The following is a 17,990-nucleotide window of genomic DNA, read 5'->3' as shown; positions in this document are numbered from 1 at the left end:
TTTTAACTGGCCTGTACCGTGTTCCCTCTGGCCGCAATCTGCTGTTTGCTACTCAACGTAAACGCCGATATCACCGTCACCGTCAGTACAATACAGCCTAGCATCAGGTAGGTATCCTGGAAGCCGATCCGGTCATACATATTTCCGGCAAAGGCGGACAGGAAAATCGCCGCCGACTGTTTGGCAAAATTGAAACCTATCAGATAGATCGTCGCAGACAATCGGGTATCAAACACGCCTGTGATGTATTTAAACGCGCCCACCAGCAGGAACGGCACTTCCAGCGCATGCAGCATTTTCAGGGCGATCACTTCTACCACCGTGGTGGCGAACGACGAGCCGATAATGCGCGTCGCCATGATCAGGCCCGCAATCAGCAACGTATTTTTTGCGCCAATGCGGTTAATGATCCACGGCGAGCAGAACATGATAATCGCGTTACAAATTTCCCCTGCCGTCGTCGCAAATCCAAAGGCTCGCGTGCCTTCTTCTGGCGTGGCGAAGAATGATTTAAAGAAGGTGGCAAACTGCTGATCAAACACGTCATAGACGCACGCCACGCCAATCACATACAAGATAAACATCCACATTCTGCGCTGACGGAACAGGCTAATGACGGTTTTCGCGGTGATTTGCGGCTGGTTGGCACCGAGCGCGTTCATTACTTCAGCCGTCTGGTTTGGCTTAGGCTTCGCAACGACTAACAGCAGCATAAGCAGCAGCGCCGCGCCGGACCCCATCCAGAACACCAGCGACGGATCGATGCTGAACAGCACGCCACCCGTTGAGGCGCACAGTCCCCAGCCCAGACAACCGAACATGCGCGCTTTGCCATATTCGAAGAAGCTGTTGCGGCTGACGCGTTCAATGTAGGCCTCAATGGCACCAGACCCCGCCGAGAAGACAAAGCCGATATACAGCCCGCCGCTCAGCGCCCCAAGCCAGATACTGGTTTTTAACAGGGGCGCGAAGACGTACAGGAAGAACGGCGCGAATAAAAACAGCAGCACCGCGATTATCCACAGCAGATGTTTTTTCAGCCCCAGTTTGTCAGAAATCACGCCCAGCACTGGCTGGAAGGCGATCGCAGAAAGCGAAATACAGGAGAAAACAATCCCGGTATGGGTTTTGTTCAGGCCGATGACGTCCGACAGCCAGATCGGCAGGAACGGAAAACAGGTGGCCATGATAAAGAAGTAGAGAAAGAAGAACGCCCCGAAAATCCAGAAATTAGGGTTGCTTTTGTGGGTACAGGCAGTCGTGTTCATTATTTTTATCCTCAACTGAGGGCCGGCTATCCGGCCCGTCACCTTTACACGCGTTCAACGCCAATCAAAATGGCGGTTTCCGGATCCAGAATCGGCAGCGCAATGCCTGCCTGCATCAACCATTCACCGCTCACCGTTTGCGGTGCTTCCATCCACGCGGGGAGTTTGCGCATGGTGTGCCCGCCCTCGCCCGTCAGACGGATATTCGGATGATCGAGCAGCGTGATGCGGTACTGCGCGCTCGCCTCAAGGCCCGGCATGCGCAGCGGCATCATTAGCGTGTAATCTGGCATCGTTAACTGGCTGACAATAAACAACCCCTGCCCTTTGTCGCCACTCACTATACCGTGCGCCAGCGTGCTGGCATCCGGCATATCCACGCGCCACTGCGTGCCGTGATGAATCACCTCGCGCCACTGCTTGTGCAGCGCGGCATAGTGGCGATAACCGTCTCGCTCGTGCTCGTCGACGCCCAGCGGATCAAGTTCCAGTCCCATATGACCAAACAGCGCGGTCAGGCCCCGGAAGGCGATACTGTGCTGGCGGAAAGTGGCGTGGCATTTATGATGACCGATATGCGCACCCATCACTTCCGGCGGGAAGAAATAGCTCATGCCGCGCTGGATGGTGTTGCGCTCCAGCGCGTCATTGTTGTCCGACGCCCAAAAACGGTGGCAGCGGGTCAGCACTTCGTAATCAATGCGCCCACCACCCGACGAGCAGGATTCAAATTCAACCTGCGGGAAACGTTCGCCCAGCACATCTAACAGACGGTAGAACTGGCGGGTTTGCGCGTCGGCAGCGGCTTTACCGTTATGGCCGGGCTGCACCAGCTCGCGGTTCATGTCCCACTTCACGTAATCAATCGCGTGTTCACCGAGCAGCCAGCTCAGGCGTTCGAGTAAATAATCAAAGGCTTCAGGAATGTTCAGATTGAGCACCCACTGATGGCGTCCAGTGGCCTGCGCGTAGCCCGGCAGGGCGAGCACCCAGTCGGGATGGGCGCGGTACAAATCGGAATCAGGGCTGATCATCTCGGGTTCGACCCAAATCCCAAACTCCATGCCGAGATTTTTGACGTGATGAATCACCGGCGTTAAGCCATCAGGATATTTTTTCTCATCGAGATACCAGTCGCCCAGCGCGCCGTGGTCGTTATTGCGCCCCTTAAACCAGCCGTCGTCGATGATAAAACGCTCCACGCCCAGCCCGGCGGCTTCGTCCGCCATTCGCATGATGTATTGCGGATCGTGGTCGAAGTAGATCCCTTCCCAGGTATTGAGATGCACTGGACGTGGTTTGTTTGCCGGGAAGCGAATAATATTTTCACGCAGATAGCGGTGGAACTGCTGGCTCATGCCGTTCAGACCGTGGGCGGAATAGCTGGCGTACAGGCGCGGCGTCCACAGCGTTTCGCCCTCTTCCACGGCCATTTCGCCCGGCAGATAGAGCGCTTCAGCCTGAACATAACGACGTCCGTCCGTTTTGGCTTCGGCGCGCAGGCGGTGGTTGCCGCTCCAGCCTAAATGTACGCCCCACACGTCGCCGTGCATTTCGTTGAACGATGGAGTGCCGGTCATCAGCGCCGGGAAGTGTTCGTGGGAAGAGCGCCCGCGACGGCTTTCGATCACAAAGCTGTCGTGCTCAAGCGAAACGCGGTGCGGTTGAAATTCGCGGATCCAGCGGCCATGAAAGGCCATCACTTCCTGCGCACGCTCGGCAATTGGCAGCGTGACGGCGAGCCTATCGACCTGCCACGGCTGCGCGCGTAAGTTCGTCAGGCCGTGACGCACCACCAGCACGCCGCTGTCATCAAGGGCGATTTCACTGGTGAGACGTAACCCTGCATTGTCATCTTCGGCGGTAATCGACAGACGTTGCCCTTCCTGCGTCACAGCAACCGTTTTAAATATCGGTGAACCGTCGAGTCCCTGACGATGGCCTTCAATGCCGGGCGCGCCAAACAATCCGTGGCCCAGCTCAGCCATCAGCGTCAGCGGGGTATCAACATCCAGTCGGCCGTTCGCAATGGGGCGGGAAAGGCTTTGCACATCTTGCGGGGAAAAGTGGCGAAGATGCGGCCCCCAGTAAAGAATTTCGGCGAACGGGTGCGTTTTAATCACCACGTCAACCGTATCGCTTTCGAGTCGTAAAATGAAATCGTGCATCGGACATCTCCTGTCATCAGATGTCCTGAGTGTTGATCCGAAACGTTTCGGATACCAACCCAAACGTTTCGGATTTGTGATCGGTTTACAATTTTAACGAGTTTAGGCGGTTTCGCCTGGCGAGAATTCAGGTTGCCACAGCACCTGAAGTTGAGCGAGGTCATCGCCGCCGATAAGCTGGCGCACCATGTCAGCAATTTGTTTGCCCACGCCCTGCCGGGTGGATTGGATCACCGCCGCCACGTCGGTCTCGACGATGCTGTCCTGCGGCAACCCGTCGTACACGATCAGCGCCACCGCGTGCTCGCCGTGTAAACGCCCGGCTTGCGCCAGCGCCATCGCGGCCCCGTCACCGTGGGTGTTGCAGTCGGTGATGATGGCGGTCGGCGGTTCTGTCAGCGCCAGCAGCGCTTGCGTGGTGTTGTAACCCGCGCGACGAGAAGGCGGCATCGCGCGCAGCCATTCGCTGGACAGCCCGGCTTCACGCAGTGCATCAAGATAACCCTGGCGACGCTGGGTGATGAACGCCTGATTATTGCTTTCACCCAGCAGCGCAATACGCTGATGACCTTTTGCAATCAGCCAGCGGGTGGCGTTATACGTCCCGGCGTAGTTGTCGAAATCAAACCAGGCGTAAGGCTGCGGCAACTGACTGCGCCCTAACGCCAGGAAAGGGAATCCCGCAGCCTGAAGCTGTTCAAGACGCGGATCGTGATCGAGCGTATGCGCCACAATCAGCGCATCAACGCGACGGCTTTGCACCATACGCATATAGCTGTGTTTGTCGGCCAAGTCGTCGTCAGCGATCAGCAGCAAGTCGATCTCATGTCGCGCCAGTTCGTGGCTAATTTCGCCGACCATGTCCATAAAAACGCTGTTATTGAGCGGAACCGGATGCACCGGAAATACCAGCCCAACGGCGTCGATTTTTCCCATCTTCAGGCGGCGGGCAAAGGTGTTGGGGCGATAGCCACGGCGCTGCGCTTCGGCTTCAACGCGCGCGCGCGTCTCGCTGGAAACATCATCATATCCGTTGAGGGCGCGGCTGACGGTGGTAACCGACAGCCCCAGTTCTTTGGCAATGGCTTTAAGCGACATGATTTTCCGTGTCCTGCTGTTTAGTTTTGTTCCGCCACCATAAGCGCATATGTATCTTGCTCAAGGGCTTTAAAGATATGTGGCTGGTCAGCGGGATAGCAAATATAGTCCCCTTCACCTAGCTCTTCGGGGGCTTCCGTCAGGCCAACCAACGCCCGGCCCTGCGTCACAATGATATGTTCCACCGACCCCGGCGGATGTGGCTGCGAAATTCTGTCCGCGCCCGGCTGAGCCATCAGCATATACACATCGCGACGAGCACCCGGCGGGCATGCGGCCAGCAAAATCGCCTGATAATGGGCATGTTCGGCGGTCACTTTGGTCCCTTCGCCACGACGAATCACCTGCGTGTTGGGCTGTTGCGGCTCCAGTAAACGGGCAAACGGAATGCCGAGCGCGACGCACAGCGACCATAATGTTTCCAGGCTTGGATTGCCGTTACCGGACTCTAACTGGGAAAGCGTGGATTTGGCGATCCCGGCACGACGCGCGATTTCCGCCAGTGAAAGCCCGGTCCGCGTACGCTCTCGCACCAGACTTTTGGCGATAACGCTAATTGGCTGCGTCATAAAAGGGCCTCTGTTCTATAAATCGAACGAATCGTTCATCTTGTAAAACGACATTGATGCGTTCATTATAATGGAAACTCGTTCGATATGGCTAAAATTGTATGAAGCATTATTTCTCCTGCCTGAAAGGCGACACGATAAAAGCGATCGTCCTGGTGTGTCTGGCCGTGGGCGTCGTTGGGGTGTCTTATGGTTCGCTGGCGATGGCGTATGGTTTCCCGATTTGGGTGCCGTTTGTCCTTTCACTCACCGTGCTGGCGGGGGCGTCGGAATTTATGTTTATCGGCATTGTCGCCAGCGGCGGAAATCCGCTGGCCGCCGCAGCAGCGGGGTTGCTGGTCAATGCGCGTCATGTTCCGTTTGGCGTGACGGTGCGTGAATTGGTCGGCAAACGCGGCGCGAGCTTTTTGGGCTGCCACATCATGAACGACGAAAGCGTGGTGTTTGGCCTGTCGCAAAAAACGCCGGAGCAGCGCAAAGCAGCCTACTGGCTGTGCGGTTTGGGCGTCGCCATCATCTGGCCGCTCGGCACGCTGCTGGGCGCAGGGGTTGGGAAATTATTGCCTGCCCCGGAGACCATAGGTCTGGACGCCGTGTTCCCGGCCATTCTATTGGCTTTGGTGGTGCCTGCGTTTAAGAACCGCACCACGCTTATCCGTGCCTGTAGCGGTGCGGCGCTGTCACTGGCGGCGGTGCCGTTTGCACCCGTCGGTTTGCCGGTGCTGCTCTCGTTACTGGGCCTGGCTGCGAGGAAGAAATAATGGGCAATATGACGATTTTCATCCTCGGCATCGCCATTTTATCGGCGGGCACATACCTGATGCGCCTTGGCGGCGCGAAGCTGGGCAATCGTTTAGCGCTTTCTGAGCGTTCTCAGGCGCTGCTTTCCGATGCCGCAACGGTGCTGTTATTTTCCGTGGCGCTGGCGACCACGTTTTACGAAGGCGAACATTTTGCTGGAATGGCGCGGGTGACCGGTGTGGCGTTTGCGGTGTTTTTGGCGTGGCGGAAAATGCCGTTGATCGTGGTGATTTTTGCGGCGGCGGTGGTCACCGCGCTATTGCGCGTGGCAGGCATAAACTAAAAAAGCGCCCCAGGGGCGCTCTTTCGACAGGTGATTCGCTTATTTAGTCAGTTCAGCGGTCATGTGAACCTGGTTACCGGTGAATGCCTGAGTAATTTTATACGATGACGCGCCCGCTTCTTGTGCCTGAGCCGCAATTTTCGCTTCTGCACCATCGATGGTGGTTGCGGTCGCGGTCACTGACTGAGCAGCAAATGAACCGAAAGAAGTAGCCAGTGCGATTACTGCAACAAAAGTTTTGATGTTTTTCATGATTTAAATCCTGTTCGTTAGTTGTTTAGATAAGGCGTTGTGCCTTGATGTGATAAATAATAGACCTCATCACCGACAACTAAAAGCGGAAGGATTTGCTCAGGTCATTCAAATTAATTGATCAATAATCAGGCGCTGCGGATGCGTATAAATCGTGACGCGCCCCGGCTTACAAAAGCCCACCAGCGTCAGATTGCAGCGCTGCGCCACCTCGACCGCCAGCGTCGTCGCTGCTGAGACCGCGAACAGAATTTCAACGCCACACATCGCGGCTTTCTGCACCATCTCATAGCTTGCGCGGCTGGACACCAGCGCAGCGCCCTGCTGCCACGCGTCGCTTTCTCCCGCGCGGCGGCCCAGCAGTTTATCCAGCGCGACGTGACGTCCCACATCTTCGTGTCCACCTGCAATTACACCCGACGGTAAAACCCAGGCGGCGGCATGCGTGCAGCCACTCAGTTGACCAATGGGCTGTACGTCGTTGAGATGGTTCAGGGCGTGATCGAGCTGCCGGAGATTGAACATCTGGGTAAACGGCAGCGGGATAATCGGCTTGCCGATATCGTTGAGTTGCTCGACACCGCAAACGCCGCAGCCCGTGCGACCAGCCAGCGCGCGGCGACGTTCTTTGAGTCCCATAAAGCGGCGGCTGGACAGCTCGATTTGCACTTCCAGGCCGTTGCAGACGTTAACAACGTCCATGCCGTAGATTTCCTGAGGCTGCTCGATAATGCCTTCAGAGAGCGAAAAGCCCATGGCGAACAGCTCGAGATCTTTGGGCGAGGCCATCATCACGACATGGGAAATACCGTTGTAAACCAGCGCAACGGGTACTTCCTCCGCCAGAAAATCAGGGACGGAATGGGTAATGTGGGGGGGTCTGTGTACCGAATGTTCCACCACACCCGCAGGCAATGGAGACGTTTGGGTATCACGATTCTGTTTTGACACAACGGTATTCCTGAGCAACCACGTAGGTGAGACCTGCTATTGCAGCATAAACCGCAGGCCACGCGCATAGTATGGATCAACTTTTCGGCTCCCATACCCTTCAAGTTTACCTACTCCTTCTGGAGAGGCACAACGTTGACACCGATACATAGTCGTAACATCCCCTAAGCAAATTGTGATTGATATCACGTTTTATAATCATCACAGTGATAATACGCTCACTTTGTTTTAACACGGCGGGAACAGGCTTACCGACATTGTGGTATTCTCAACATATCCCTCGTGCAAATGGGGGAATAAATCAATTTTTCACCTTTGTGGTTATTTCTCATCCATAAAGTAAAACAATAATGCCCCTAAATAACTCGCCTAACGGGTTAAACGCCCGCTGTCCGAGGAATGAAGGGTGGCAATGTCGAAACAAGGAGTGACCCATGCAGGTCAGCAGAAGGCAGTTCTTTAAGATCTGCGCTGGCGGTATGGCAGGCACGACGGTAGCCGCACTGGGCTTTGCCCCAGGCGTCGCGCTCGCGGAAACACGGCAGTACAAACTGCTGCGCACCCGTGAAACCCGTAATACCTGCACTTACTGCTCTGTCGGTTGTGGGCTGTTAATGTATAGCCTCGGCGACGGCGCGAAAAACGCTAAAGCATCTATTTTCCATATCGAAGGTGACCCGGATCATCCGGTCAACCGTGGCGCGTTGTGCCCGAAAGGCGCAGGTCTGGTGGATTTCATCCACTCAGAAAGCCGCCTCAAATTCCCCGAGTACCGCGCACCTGGCTCTGATAAGTGGCAGCAAATCACCTGGGACGACGCGTTTGATCGCATCGCTAAGCTGATGAAAGAAGATCGCGACGCCAACTTTATGCCGCAGAACGCGGACGGTGTAACGGTCAACCGCTGGCTCTCCACCGGGATGCTCTGTGCCTCGGCGTCCAGCAACGAAACCGGCTATTTAACGCAGAAATTTACGCGTGCACTCGGTATGCTCGCGGTCGACAACCAGGCGCGTGTCTGACACGGACCAACGGTAGCAAGTCTTGCTCCAACATTTGGTCGCGGTGCGATGACCAACCACTGGGTCGACATCAAAAACGCCAACCTCATCGTCGTGATGGGTGGGAATGCGGCAGAAGCGCATCCGGTGGGATTCCGCTGGGCGATGGAAGCCAAAATCCATAATGGCGCGAAACTGATTGTGATCGATCCCCGCTTCACGCGCACAGCGTCAGTGGCGGATTTCTATACCCCTATTCGATCAGGTACTGACATTACTTTCCTGTCAGGCGTTTTGCTGTACCTGCTCACCAACGAAAAATATAACCGTGAATACGCCGAAGCCTACACCAACGCCAGCCTGATCGTGCGTGAGGATTATGGCTTTGAAGATGGCTTGTTCAGCGGTTACGACGCCGAAAAACGCAAGTACGACAAAACCAGCTGGAACTACGAGCTGGACGAGAACGGCTTTGCGAAACGCGACACCACGCTGACTCATCCGCGCTGTGTATGGAACCTGCTCAAAGAGCACGTTTCCCGTTACACGCCAGATGTGGTCGAAAACATCTGCGGCACGCCAAAAGCGGATTTCCTGAAAGTCTGCGAATACATTGCAGAAACCAGCGCCAAAGACAAAACGGCGTCGTTCCTGTATGCGCTCGGCTGGACGCAGCACTCCGTCGGGGCACAGAACATCCGCACCATGGCGATGATTCAGCTGCTGCTCGGCAATATGGGCATGGCAGGCGGCGGCGTGAATGCCCTGCGCGGTCACTCCAACATTCAGGGGCTCACCGACCTTGGTCTGCTGTCACAAAGCCTGACGGGCTATATGACGCTGCCAAGCGAGAAGCAGACCGACCTGCAGACCTATCTGACTGCCAACACGCCGAAACCGCTGCTGGAAGGCCAGGTCAACTACTGGGGCAACTACCCGAAATTCTTCGTCTCGATGATGAAGGCCTTCTACGGCGACAAAGCGACGGCAGAGAACAACTGGGGCTTTGACTGGTTGCCGAAGTGGGACAAAGGGTACGACGTGCTGCAGTACTTCGAGATGATGCACCAGGGCAAAGTGAACGGCTATCTGTGCCAGGGCTTTAACCCGGTCGCCTCGTTCCCGAACAAAAACAAAGTAGTGGAATCACTGTCGAAACTGAAATTCCTGGTCACCATTGACCCGCTCAATACCGAGACCGCGACGTTCTGGCAGAACCACGGCGAGTCGAACGACGTCGATCCGTCGAAGATTCAGACCGAAGTGTTCCGTTTGCCATCGACCTGCTTCGCCGAAGAGAACGGTTCTATCGTCAACTCTGGCCGCTGGCTGCAGTGGCACTGGAAAGGTGCAGATGCCCCTGGCATCGCCATGAACGACGGTGAGATCCTGGCTGGTATCTTCATGCGCCTGCGTAAAATGTATGCGACCGAAGGCGGCGCGAATCCGGAACCGGTTCTGAACATGACCTGGAACTATTCGACGCCTGAAAATCCAGCACCCGAAGAAGTGGCGATGGAGAGCAACGGTAAAGCATTGGCGGATATTATCGATCCGGCCACCGGCACCGTGCTGGCGAAGAAAGGCGAACAGCTGAGCACCTTTGCGCATCTGCGCGATGACGGCTCAACCTCCAGCGGCTGCTGGATCTTCGCCGGTAGCTGGACGCCGAAAGGCAATCAGATGGCTAACCGCGATAACGCCGATCCATCGGGTCTTGGCAATACGCTGGGCTGGGCGTGGGCGTGGCCGTTGAACCGCCGCATTCTGTATAACCGCGCATCCGCCGATCCGCAGGGCAATCCGTGGGACCCGAAACGCCAGCTCCTGAAATGGGACGGCGCGAAATGGGGTGGCGTCGATATTCCGGACTACAGCGCCGCCGCACCAGGCAGCAACGTGGGGCCGTTTATCATGCAGCCTGAAGGGATGGGCCGCCTGTTTGCTATCGATAAGATGGCGGAAGGGCCGTTCCCGGAACACTACGAGCCGTTTGAGACGCCGCTGGGCACTAACCCGCTGCACCCGAACGTTATCTCTAACCCGGCCGCCCGTATCTTTAAAGGCGATCTGGAAGCGCTGGGTAAAAAAGATAAATTCCCGTATGTCGGCACCACTTACCGCCTGACCGAGCACTTCCACTACTGGACTAAGCATGCGCTGCTTAACGCCATCGCACAGCCGGAACAGTTTGTGGAGATCGGTGAGAAGCTGGCGAATAAGCTCGGCATCGCCCACGGCGACACGGTGAAAGTCTCGTCTAACCGTGGCTACATCAAAGCCAAGGCGGTGGTGACTAAACGTATTCGCACGCTGAATGTTCATGGCCAGCAGGTGGATACCATCGGTATTCCGATTCACTGGGGTTACGAAGGCGTGGCGAAGAAAGGCTTTATCGCCAACACCCTGACGCCGTTTGTCGGTGATGCGAATACGCAGACGCCGGAGTTTAAGGCTTTCCTCGTGAACGTGGAAAAGGTGTAAGGAAGACGACTTATGGCTTATCAATCGCAAGACATTATTCGTCGTTCCGCGACTAACGGTTTCACGCCCGCGCCTCAGGCGCGGGACCACCAGCAGGAAGTGGCGAAGCTTATCGACGTCACCACCTGTATCGGCTGTAAGGCCTGTCAGGTGGCGTGTTCCGAGTGGAACGATATCCGTGATGAAGTGGGGCATAACGTCGGGGTGTACGATAACCCCGCCGATTTGACCGCGAAATCCTGGACGGTGATGCGTTTTTCGGAAGTGGAACAGAACGACAAACTGGAATGGCTGATCCGCAAAGACGGCTGTATGCACTGCGCCGATCCGGGCTGCCTGAAGGCGTGTCCGGCTGAAGGGGCTATCATTCAGTATGCCAACGGCATCGTCGACTTTCAGTCCGAACAGTGCATTGGCTGCGGCTACTGCATCGCAGGCTGTCCGTTCGACGTCCCGCGCATGAACCCGGAAGACAACCGCGTCTACAAATGTACGCTGTGCGTTGACCGCGTGAATGTCGGCCAGGAGCCGGCCTGTGTGAAAACCTGTCCGACGGGCGCTATCCACTTTGGCTCCAAAGAGGATATGAAAACGCTGGCGGGCGAGCGCGTGTCCGAGCTGAAAACCCGTGGTTATGACAACGCAGGTTTGTACGATCCGGCGGGTGTTGGCGGGACGCACGTGATGTATGTGCTGCACCATGCCGACAAGCCGAATCTGTATCACGGCCTGCCGGAGAACCCGGAGATCAGCGCGACCGTGAAGTTCTGGAAAGGTATCTGGAAACCGCTGGCCGCCGTTGGCTTTGCAGCGACGTTTGCCGCCAGTATCTTCCACTACGTCGGCGTCGGTCCTAACCGTGCGGATGATGAAGAAGACAATCTTCATGAGGAAAAAGACACGCCTCGTGACGATCGTGAGGAGGAGCGCAAATGAGGAAACGTGACACCATCGTGCGCTACACCGCGCCGGAACGTATCAACCACTGGGTCACCGCTTTCTGCTTCATGCTGGCGGCGATAAGCGGACTGGGATTTTTCTTCCCGTCGTTCAACTGGCTGATGCAAATCTTGGGCACCCCGCAGCTGGCGCGAATTCTGCACCCGTTTGTGGGCGTGATTATGTTTGCGTCGTTCATCATCATGTTTTTCCGTTACTGGCACCATAACCTAATCAATCGGGATGATATCTTTTGGGCGAAGAATATTCGTAAGATCGTCGTCAACGAGGAAGTGGGTGACACCGGGCGTTATAACTTCGGCCAGAAATGCGTATTCTGGGCGGCGATTATTTTCCTGGTTCTGCTGCTGGTGAGCGGTGTGATCATCTGGCGTCCGTACTTTGCGCCTGCTTTCTCAATCCCGGTGATCCGATTTGCGCTGATGCTGCATTCATTTGCCGCAGTCGCGTTAATTGTGGTTATCATGGTGCATATTTACGCGGCCCTTTGGGTCAAAGGCACCATTACCGCGATGGTGGAAGGATGGGTTACCAGCGCATGGGCGAAGAAACATCACCCGCGCTGGTACCGTGAAGTCCGCCGGAAACAGGAAAAGTCATCTGAATGAGCATTCGCATAATCCCGCAAGATGAGCTGGGTTCGAGCGAGAAACGCACGGCGGATTACATTCCGCCGTTGTTATTCCCCAGACTCAAGAACCTCTACAACCGCCGCGCAGAGCGTCTGCGCGAGTTGGCAGAGAACAATCCGCTTGGCGATTTCTTGCGCTTCGCTGCGCTTATCGCCCATGCGCAGGAAGTGGTGCTGTATGACCACCCGCTGCAAATCGACCTGACCGCGCGCATCAAAGAAGCGAACGCACAGGGCAAGCCGCCGCTGGATATCCACGTTTTGCCGCGCGATAAACACTGGCACACGCTGCTGCAATCACTGATTGCTGAGCTGAAGCCGGAGATGAACGGCCCGGCACTGGCGGTTATCGAGAATCTGGAAAAAGCCTCTGCGCTTGAACTGGAAGAGATGGCGAGCGCGCTGTTTGCTGCCGATTTTGCGTTAGTCAGCAGTGATAAAGCACCGTTTATTTGGGCTGCGCTGTCGCTCTACTGGGCGCAAATGGCCAGCCTGATTCCGGGCAAAGCGCGCGCTGAGTACGGTGAAGCCCGCCAGTTCTGTCCGGTCTGTGGCTCAATGCCCGTCACCAGCATGGTGCAAATCGGTACGACGCAAGGCTTGCGCTATTTGCACTGCAACCTGTGTGAAACCGAGTGGCATGTGGTGCGCATAAAATGCAGTAACTGCGAGCAGACCCGCGATTTGAACTACTGGTCGCTGGAAAACGAAAACGCTGCGGTAAAAGCCGAAAGTTGCGGTGATTGCGGGACGTACCTGAAGATTCTTTATCAGGAAAAAGACCCGAAAGTCGAGGCCGTCGCAGACGATCTCGCCACGCTGGTACTGGACGCGCACATGGAGCAAGAGGGCTTTGCCCGTAGCTCTATCAACCCGTTCCTGTTCCCGGGTGAAGGGGAGTAGTCTCCATACGGGCCCGGTTAGCGAATATGCAGCCGGGCTTTTTTAATGTGAAAGCGCAGGGATGACGTGCAGTGGATCGTTGGCAATCGCACGGAGCAGCGCTTTTGCAGGACCGGTGGGTGAACGTCGCCCTTGTTCCCAGTTACGCAGAGTATCAACGCTAACAGAAATTAAATTGGCGAATTTGCTTTGCGAGAGTCCGGAAGCCTGACGAATCTCTTTGATTTTCAGCGCATCAATTTGAAAGGTCCGAGATGGCTGACGTTGACCCTCAGCAATCTCATTCATTTGAGCCATGCTTTGCGTTAAACGCTCAAATAACATCTTATCCACTCCCCCCTCATTAAGCTTTTTCAGCACCGCTTTCTCTCTTGCTGACAGGTCATCTTTGATCCCTTTACGGTAAATCAGCAGCAATCTAATTTCACTGTTATGGATACGGTGATAATAAATCACCCTCACACCACCCCGCTTCCCTTTGCCTCCTGCAAGCCAACGGCTCTTACGTAGGCCCCCGTATTAGGGATCACGTCGCCATGGTCGGGTTGTGTGGCAAGGAACACCTGGAATTCGTGATATTGAACATCATCCAGAAGAAGTTTGACGTCTTGCGTGAAGATTTCCGTTTCAGTGAATAGCATTAAATATACGCCATTGGCTTATGGTAATAAATGCCTAATGTACGTCATTGACGTACCCCTCATTGAATACGTTAGGGGGATACATCATAGAATGCTACTTATTGCGCTGACCGCGTTTCGTCTATGCGTGCCGCTTTCCAGAAGCGCAACGCGCCTACTCTTCCTCGTTCCCGCCCTCTTCAAAGGCACCATACGGTTTCGCAGGCAGGACGATATAGGTTCCCTCGAACACAGCGCCCGACGTCTCGTCGCCAAACAGCTCTACCTGCATCTGCACGCGGGCTTTACGTCCACGCGCCAGACGGTCAAGATCGCCGCTCAGGCAGCCTAAATCGGCAATAGCGCTCGGTTTACCGCTGATGGGCCTGCTGTAACGGATATGCGCATCGGCAAGAATAATGGTCCCGCCAAGGTGGCGTTCGCGCAGCATCAGCCAGATCAATCCCCAGCCCGTCAGCGTCGCCAGCGAGAACAGACTCCCGGCGAACAGCGTGTGGTGCGGGTTTTGATTGCCAATTTCCGGCATGGTGGTAATGAATTTCTGGCCGGTATATTGCTGGATGCGCACGCCCATTTTCTCACTGAGCGGAATGTGCTGATACCAGGCCTGCTGCAGCTGACCGCACCAGTCGCCGCGGTGCAGAATATCGTCGAGAGAGGCGATCGGTTTGATCATCAGAAAATGCCGTATCGGCGTGGTTTGCGGCGCGGTGATTTCGCCTTCGTTGACGAATCCGAGCTTAGAGAAAAACTCGACCGCATCTTCGCGGGCACTGCAGGTGACGCGCTTTACGCCCTCCTGACGGGCCACGGACTCCAGCGTCATCGCCATCAGCGTGCCCAGACCTTTGTCCTGTACGGAGGGATGCACCGCCATAAAGCGGATGGAGGCTTCATAGTCGGCGTTGATGTATAAGCGGCCTACCGCAACCAGATTCCCCTCTTCGTCCACCACCATCTGATGGTGCGCCATCGCATCCCAGGCATCACGCTCTGAGCCTTTCGGCTGATGCAACGGTTTGCGCAGCATTTCCCAACGGAAATGGTAGTAAACCTCTAACTCTTCTTCTGTTTGCGGTACGCGTAGATGATACATAGCGGTACTCTCTCTTGTTACCCGCGGCCAGGCCGCCAGCTGGCTCATACCTGCAGCCAGAAGGTGACGGGGCCATCGTTCACCAGCGAGACCTGCATATCTGCAGCGAATCGTCCGGTTTGCGTATTCATTTCCTGTTGGCGACAACGCTCAACAAAGTATTCGTACAACGCCTCTGCACGATCGGGCGCTGCCCCTTTTGAAAATCCTGGGCGCATGCCACGGTCGGTATCGGCCGCCAGCGTAAATTGCGACACCACCAGCACGCTGCCACCGGCCTGCTGAACGTTGAGATTCATCTTACCGTCTGCATCGCTGAAAATGCGATAGCCGAGCACTCGCTCGCACAAGCGATTGGCTTTTTGCTCGTCGTCATCCTTTTCGACACCTAACAACACCAAAAGTCCTGGGCCAATTTCACCCGTCACCTCGTCCTCCACGGCGACGCTGGCACGGGTTACGCGCTGAATCAATGCAATCATGGTTGGTCTGCTTCTTCTTGTTCTGCGGCTAATTTGAGTTTGCGGTATTCCCCGAGAGTGACAGTTATTTCCGCCCCAAGCAAGACGATGCACCAGGTCCAGTAGACCCAGACGAACAGAATCGGCACGACAGCCAGCACGCCATAAATCAGCTGATAGGAAGGGAATGTGGTGATGTAAAGTGCGAAGCCTTTTTTTCCCAATTCGAAGAGAATGGCCGCAACCAGGGCACCGACAATGGCATCACGATTAGGGACACGAAGGGTCGGCACAATGCTGTAAAGGAGCCAAAAGGCGAGCCACGACAAAATCAGCGGAAAGATCCGCAGCACGTTATCGATCACCGTGTTCAGCTCGCTGGCCCAGCGCAGAGACAGCAGATAAGAACTGATGGCCAGACTTGCCCCAGCCAGCAGCGGGCCGAGGGTTAAAATCATCCAGTAGACGGCGAAAGAGTAAACTTTTGGCCGCACTTTTTTGCTGCGCCATATGGTGTTTAATGCGCTGTCGATGGCATACATCAGCAGCAGCGCCGTGACGATCAGCCCGCAGGCACCGACTGCCGTCATCTTACTGGAGTTGGCGACAAACTGTTCGATATAACGCTGGATGACGTCGCCCGTAGCGGGCATAAAGTTAGCGAAGACAAAGTGTCGCAGCTGGACGCTGACTTCCGAAAACATCGGAAATGCAGCGAACAGCGCAAAAATCACCGCCACCAGCGGCACCAATGAGAGCAATGACACGTAAGCGAGGTTGCCCGCCAGCGTGGTCATGTTGTCCTCATCAATGCGCTGCCAGAGCAGTTTTACCCAGGCCCGAAACGGACGGGTGTGATGTGAGGCTTTTTGATGAACGTTTTTTAACATACCTGCTTCGCAAAATAGTTCGGTATCGTCTCTTTTCCGGTCACCAGAATTGAGGTGATACCCAACTGGTTAGCACCCTCTATATTATCGGCATTGTCGTCAAAAAAGACCGCATCGGCGGCGGAGAAACCTTCGGCCTGCAAGACGGCCTGGTAAATTCGCGCTTCCGGTTTACGCATGCCCATCTCCTGGGAAAGGTAAATTTTATCGGCTGCTGCGCGGATCTCCGGATATTCCTCCGGCCAGAACGTGGTGTGAAGACGGTTGGTATTGGACAGGACTACCACGCGATGCCCCTGCTCACGCAGTTTGTGCATGATGTCGACAACATCCGGACGTATCGCCACAAAGACCGCCTGCCAGCCGTGGGAAAATTGCTCGTAGCTCAGCGGCAAATCCATTTCATGGCACATCGCTTCTGCAAAGGCCTCATCGCTGATTTCACCGCGCTCGTGCTGATGAAACGCCTCGCCCATGGCGAAGTTCTGTTTGAGCGTCGCCAGCGGCACACGGCTAAAATCGCTCCATGCGCCCAGCACCCGATTGAAATCGATATCAACGATGACATTTCCTAAGTCAAAGATATAAAGCATGTTTATCTCCCTTTGCGCCGTGAAGAAATAACTGTAGCGGGAAAGATAAGCTTTGGCTATGCGCCAGATTCAGCTTAAAGAAAGAGAGCAAAAAACCCGGTGCGATGTGGACCGGGTCTGCCTGTCAGGGAGATTAGCCTGCCTGCTGTTCGTCGCTGGAGCTGACTTCGACCAGCTCAACATGGCTGTTTCTAAGAAGAGATTGCAATGCGGTGCCGGGAAGCTCATCGGTAAACAAGGCGGTCGCCTGGGCGACATTACCAATCTCAACGGCGGCGGAGGCCTGATATTTTGTATGATCGGCCGCCAGTAAAACATGCCGGGCATGGGCAATCATCGTTTTTACGACGCTGGCTTCATTGACGTCAAACTCCATCATTGCCCCGTCGGATTCAATGGCTCCGACGCTGGTCACCAGGTAATCTGCCCGAAAACCTGAGACAAAAGCCGTGGCGGCAGGGCCAATAATACCGCCGTTATGCGCACGCAACGTACCGCCCGGTACCATCACTTCAAAACGCGGATTTTTGTAGAGAATATGCGCCACCCGCAGACTGTTAGTGATAATGCGCAGATGGTTGTGATTCAGCAGGGCGCGCGCCACATGTTCCACCGTGGTGCCAATGGTGATGAAAATCGTCGAACCATCCGGGATGTAATCAGCAATGGCTTCGGCGATTGCCCGTTTCTCCTCAGTCAGAGAGACTTCACGCTGTTCAAACGCCGTATTCACCACGCTCGACGCACGGCCCGCGCCGCCGTGATGGCGCGTAATCAATCCCTGCTCGCTGAGCTTGCGAATATCCCGCCGCACCGTTTGCGTTGAGACATCCAGCAGTTGCGCCAGTTCATCAATGTTCATGTAGCCACGATCGGCGATCAATGTGAGCAGTTGATCGTGCCGTGGATTACCGGTCATTTCGGTAAGGCTCATGGGCTG

General features: G+C 55.5%; 18 protein-coding genes and 1 pseudogene. 6 read left to right on the top strand and 13 right to left on the bottom strand.

Going from position 1 to position 17,990, the window contains the following annotated elements; translation table 11 throughout:
* Nucleotides 1-2: 2 nt before the first annotated feature.
* The 4 genes from ACKI5T_RS16135 to ACKI5T_RS16120 form a co-directional block, all read right to left on the bottom strand.
* Entirely contained in the window at nt 3-1,268 is a 1,266-nt protein-coding gene (locus ACKI5T_RS16135; protein ID WP_407438738.1) for an MFS transporter, read from the bottom strand.
* A gap of 44 nt (nt 1,269-1,312) precedes the next feature.
* Nucleotides 1,313-3,436 (bottom strand): alpha-galactosidase, encoded by a 2,124-nt coding sequence (locus ACKI5T_RS16130; protein WP_407438736.1) that lies wholly within the window; start codon nt 3,434-3,436, stop codon nt 1,313-1,315.
* Between the two features lie 102 nt (nt 3,437-3,538).
* Nucleotides 3,539-4,534, bottom strand: a complete 996-nt coding sequence (locus tag ACKI5T_RS16125; protein ID WP_407438734.1) for a LacI family DNA-binding transcriptional regulator — start codon at nt 4,532-4,534, stop codon at nt 3,539-3,541.
* A gap of 20 nt (nt 4,535-4,554) precedes the next feature.
* Nucleotides 4,555-5,103, bottom strand: coding sequence for a helix-turn-helix domain-containing protein (locus ACKI5T_RS16120; protein WP_407438732.1), 549 nt, complete (start codon nt 5,101-5,103; stop codon nt 4,555-4,557).
* 101 nt (nt 5,104-5,204) lie between these two features.
* Here ACKI5T_RS16120 and ACKI5T_RS16115 point away from each other — a divergent pair, with 101 nt between their 5' ends.
* On the top strand, nt 5,205-5,864 hold the full coding sequence (locus tag ACKI5T_RS16115; RefSeq protein WP_015961039.1) for an AzlC family ABC transporter permease: 660 nt from the start codon (nt 5,205-5,207) through the stop codon (nt 5,862-5,864).
* A complete protein-coding gene (locus ACKI5T_RS16110) occupies nt 5,864-6,187 on the top strand; it encodes an AzlD domain-containing protein (protein WP_133632608.1) in 324 nt (107 codons plus the stop codon). Before ACKI5T_RS16115 ends, ACKI5T_RS16110 begins: the two co-directional genes overlap by 1 nt.
* A gap of 39 nt (nt 6,188-6,226) precedes the next feature.
* Here the strand turns inward: ACKI5T_RS16110 and ACKI5T_RS16105 are convergent, their stop codons facing one another.
* A complete protein-coding gene (locus ACKI5T_RS16105; RefSeq protein ID WP_015961041.1) occupies nt 6,227-6,439 on the bottom strand; it encodes a DUF1471 domain-containing protein in 213 nt (70 codons plus the stop codon).
* A 108-nt stretch (nt 6,440-6,547) separates the two neighbouring features.
* Nucleotides 6,548-7,390 carry a formate dehydrogenase accessory sulfurtransferase FdhD gene (fdhD, locus tag ACKI5T_RS16100; RefSeq protein ID WP_407438729.1) on the bottom strand — a complete coding sequence of 281 codons (843 nt, stop codon included), beginning with the start codon at nt 7,388-7,390 and terminating at the stop codon, nt 6,548-6,550.
* Nucleotides 7,391-7,824: 434 nt separating this feature from the next.
* Here fdhD and fdnG point away from each other — a divergent pair, with 434 nt between their 5' ends.
* The 4 genes from fdnG to fdhE are packed head-to-tail and all read left to right on the top strand — an operon-like array spanning nt 7,825 to nt 13,369.
* Entirely contained in the window at nt 7,825-10,875 is a 3,051-nt protein-coding gene (gene fdnG, locus ACKI5T_RS16095; protein WP_407438727.1) for a formate dehydrogenase-N subunit alpha, read from the top strand.
* A 12-nt stretch (nt 10,876-10,887) separates the two neighbouring features.
* Nucleotides 10,888-11,811: a formate dehydrogenase subunit beta gene (gene fdxH / locus ACKI5T_RS16090; RefSeq protein WP_407438725.1), complete on the top strand. Its 924-nt coding sequence runs from the start codon at nt 10,888-10,890 to the stop codon at nt 11,809-11,811.
* A complete protein-coding gene (gene fdoI / locus ACKI5T_RS16085; RefSeq protein ID WP_235134337.1) occupies nt 11,808-12,443 on the top strand; it encodes a formate dehydrogenase cytochrome b556 subunit in 636 nt (211 codons plus the stop codon). Before fdxH ends, fdoI begins: the two co-directional genes overlap by 4 nt.
* Nucleotides 12,440-13,369: a formate dehydrogenase accessory protein FdhE gene (gene fdhE / locus ACKI5T_RS16080; protein WP_407438723.1), complete on the top strand. Its 930-nt coding sequence runs from the start codon at nt 12,440-12,442 to the stop codon at nt 13,367-13,369. Before fdoI ends, fdhE begins: the two co-directional genes overlap by 4 nt.
* A 42-nt stretch (nt 13,370-13,411) precedes the next feature.
* Here fdhE and nadS read toward each other — a convergent pair whose 3' ends face one another.
* From nadS to ACKI5T_RS16045, 7 genes and pseudogenes are all read right to left on the bottom strand, one after another.
* Complete coding sequence (gene nadS / locus ACKI5T_RS16075) at nt 13,412-13,702, bottom strand: NadS family protein (RefSeq protein ID WP_174343764.1); 291 nt, start codon at nt 13,700-13,702, stop codon at nt 13,412-13,414.
* A gap of 6 nt (nt 13,703-13,708) precedes the next feature.
* A pseudogene (locus ACKI5T_RS16070) lies at nt 13,709-14,010 on the bottom strand (type II toxin-antitoxin system RelE/ParE family toxin); the annotation flags it as partial.
* A gap of 154 nt (nt 14,011-14,164) precedes the next feature.
* On the bottom strand, nt 14,165-15,106 hold the full coding sequence (fabY, locus tag ACKI5T_RS16065; RefSeq protein WP_041689564.1) for a fatty acid biosynthesis protein FabY: 942 nt from the start codon (nt 15,104-15,106) through the stop codon (nt 14,165-14,167).
* Nucleotides 15,107-15,150: 44 nt separating this feature from the next.
* Nucleotides 15,151-15,588, bottom strand: a complete 438-nt coding sequence (gene dtd / locus ACKI5T_RS16060; protein WP_407438721.1) for a D-aminoacyl-tRNA deacylase — start codon at nt 15,586-15,588, stop codon at nt 15,151-15,153.
* The gene (locus ACKI5T_RS16055) at nt 15,585-16,457 is read right to left on the bottom strand and encodes a virulence factor BrkB family protein (RefSeq protein ID WP_015961051.1); all 873 of its coding nucleotides are present in this window, start codon (nt 16,455-16,457) and stop codon (nt 15,585-15,587) included. The genes dtd and ACKI5T_RS16055 overlap by 4 nt, the downstream gene beginning before the upstream one ends.
* Nucleotides 16,451-17,050 carry a glucose-1-phosphatase gene (gene yihX / locus ACKI5T_RS16050; protein WP_015961052.1) on the bottom strand — a complete coding sequence of 200 codons (600 nt, stop codon included), beginning with the start codon at nt 17,048-17,050 and terminating at the stop codon, nt 16,451-16,453. Before yihX ends, ACKI5T_RS16055 begins: the two co-directional genes overlap by 7 nt.
* A gap of 133 nt (nt 17,051-17,183) precedes the next feature.
* A complete protein-coding gene (locus ACKI5T_RS16045; RefSeq protein ID WP_407438719.1) occupies nt 17,184-17,984 on the bottom strand; it encodes a DeoR/GlpR family DNA-binding transcription regulator in 801 nt (266 codons plus the stop codon).
* Between the last annotated feature and the right edge of the window lie 6 nt (nt 17,985-17,990).

This window comes from Lelliottia sp. (genome assembly GCF_045627565.1).
Classification (GTDB): Bacteria; Pseudomonadota; Gammaproteobacteria; order Enterobacterales; family Enterobacteriaceae; genus Enterobacter.
This window is presented reverse-complemented; position numbering and strand designations above follow the sequence as displayed.

Coding starts and splice junctions, on each gene's coding strand:
- ACKI5T_RS16055 (WP_015961051.1), bottom strand. CDS start 16,457: ATGTTAAAAAACGTTCATCAAAAAGCCTCACATCACACCCGTCCGTTT.
- ACKI5T_RS16105 (WP_015961041.1), bottom strand. CDS start 6,439: ATGAAAAACATCAAAACTTTTGTTGCAGTAATCGCACTGGCTACTTCT.
- ACKI5T_RS16135 (WP_407438738.1), bottom strand. CDS start 1,268: ATGAACACGACTGCCTGTACCCACAAAAGCAACCCTAATTTCTGGATT.
- ACKI5T_RS16110 (WP_133632608.1), top strand. CDS start 5,864: ATGGGCAATATGACGATTTTCATCCTCGGCATCGCCATTTTATCGGCG.
- dtd (WP_407438721.1), bottom strand. CDS start 15,588: ATGATTGCATTGATTCAGCGCGTAACCCGTGCCAGCGTCGCCGTGGAG.
- ACKI5T_RS16120 (WP_407438732.1), bottom strand. CDS start 5,103: ATGACGCAGCCAATTAGCGTTATCGCCAAAAGTCTGGTGCGAGAGCGT.
- fabY (WP_041689564.1), bottom strand. CDS start 15,106: ATGTATCATCTACGCGTACCGCAAACAGAAGAAGAGTTAGAGGTTTAC.
- ACKI5T_RS16045 (WP_407438719.1), bottom strand. CDS start 17,984: ATGAGCCTTACCGAAATGACCGGTAATCCACGGCACGATCAACTGCTC.
- fdxH (WP_407438725.1), top strand. CDS start 10,888: ATGGCTTATCAATCGCAAGACATTATTCGTCGTTCCGCGACTAACGGT.
- ACKI5T_RS16130 (WP_407438736.1), bottom strand. CDS start 3,436: ATGCACGATTTCATTTTACGACTCGAAAGCGATACGGTTGACGTGGTG.
- yihX (WP_015961052.1), bottom strand. CDS start 17,050: ATGCTTTATATCTTTGACTTAGGAAATGTCATCGTTGATATCGATTTC.
- ACKI5T_RS16115 (WP_015961039.1), top strand. CDS start 5,205: ATGAAGCATTATTTCTCCTGCCTGAAAGGCGACACGATAAAAGCGATC.
- fdhE (WP_407438723.1), top strand. CDS start 12,440: ATGAGCATTCGCATAATCCCGCAAGATGAGCTGGGTTCGAGCGAGAAA.
- ACKI5T_RS16125 (WP_407438734.1), bottom strand. CDS start 4,534: ATGTCGCTTAAAGCCATTGCCAAAGAACTGGGGCTGTCGGTTACCACC.
- fdoI (WP_235134337.1), top strand. CDS start 11,808: ATGAGGAAACGTGACACCATCGTGCGCTACACCGCGCCGGAACGTATC.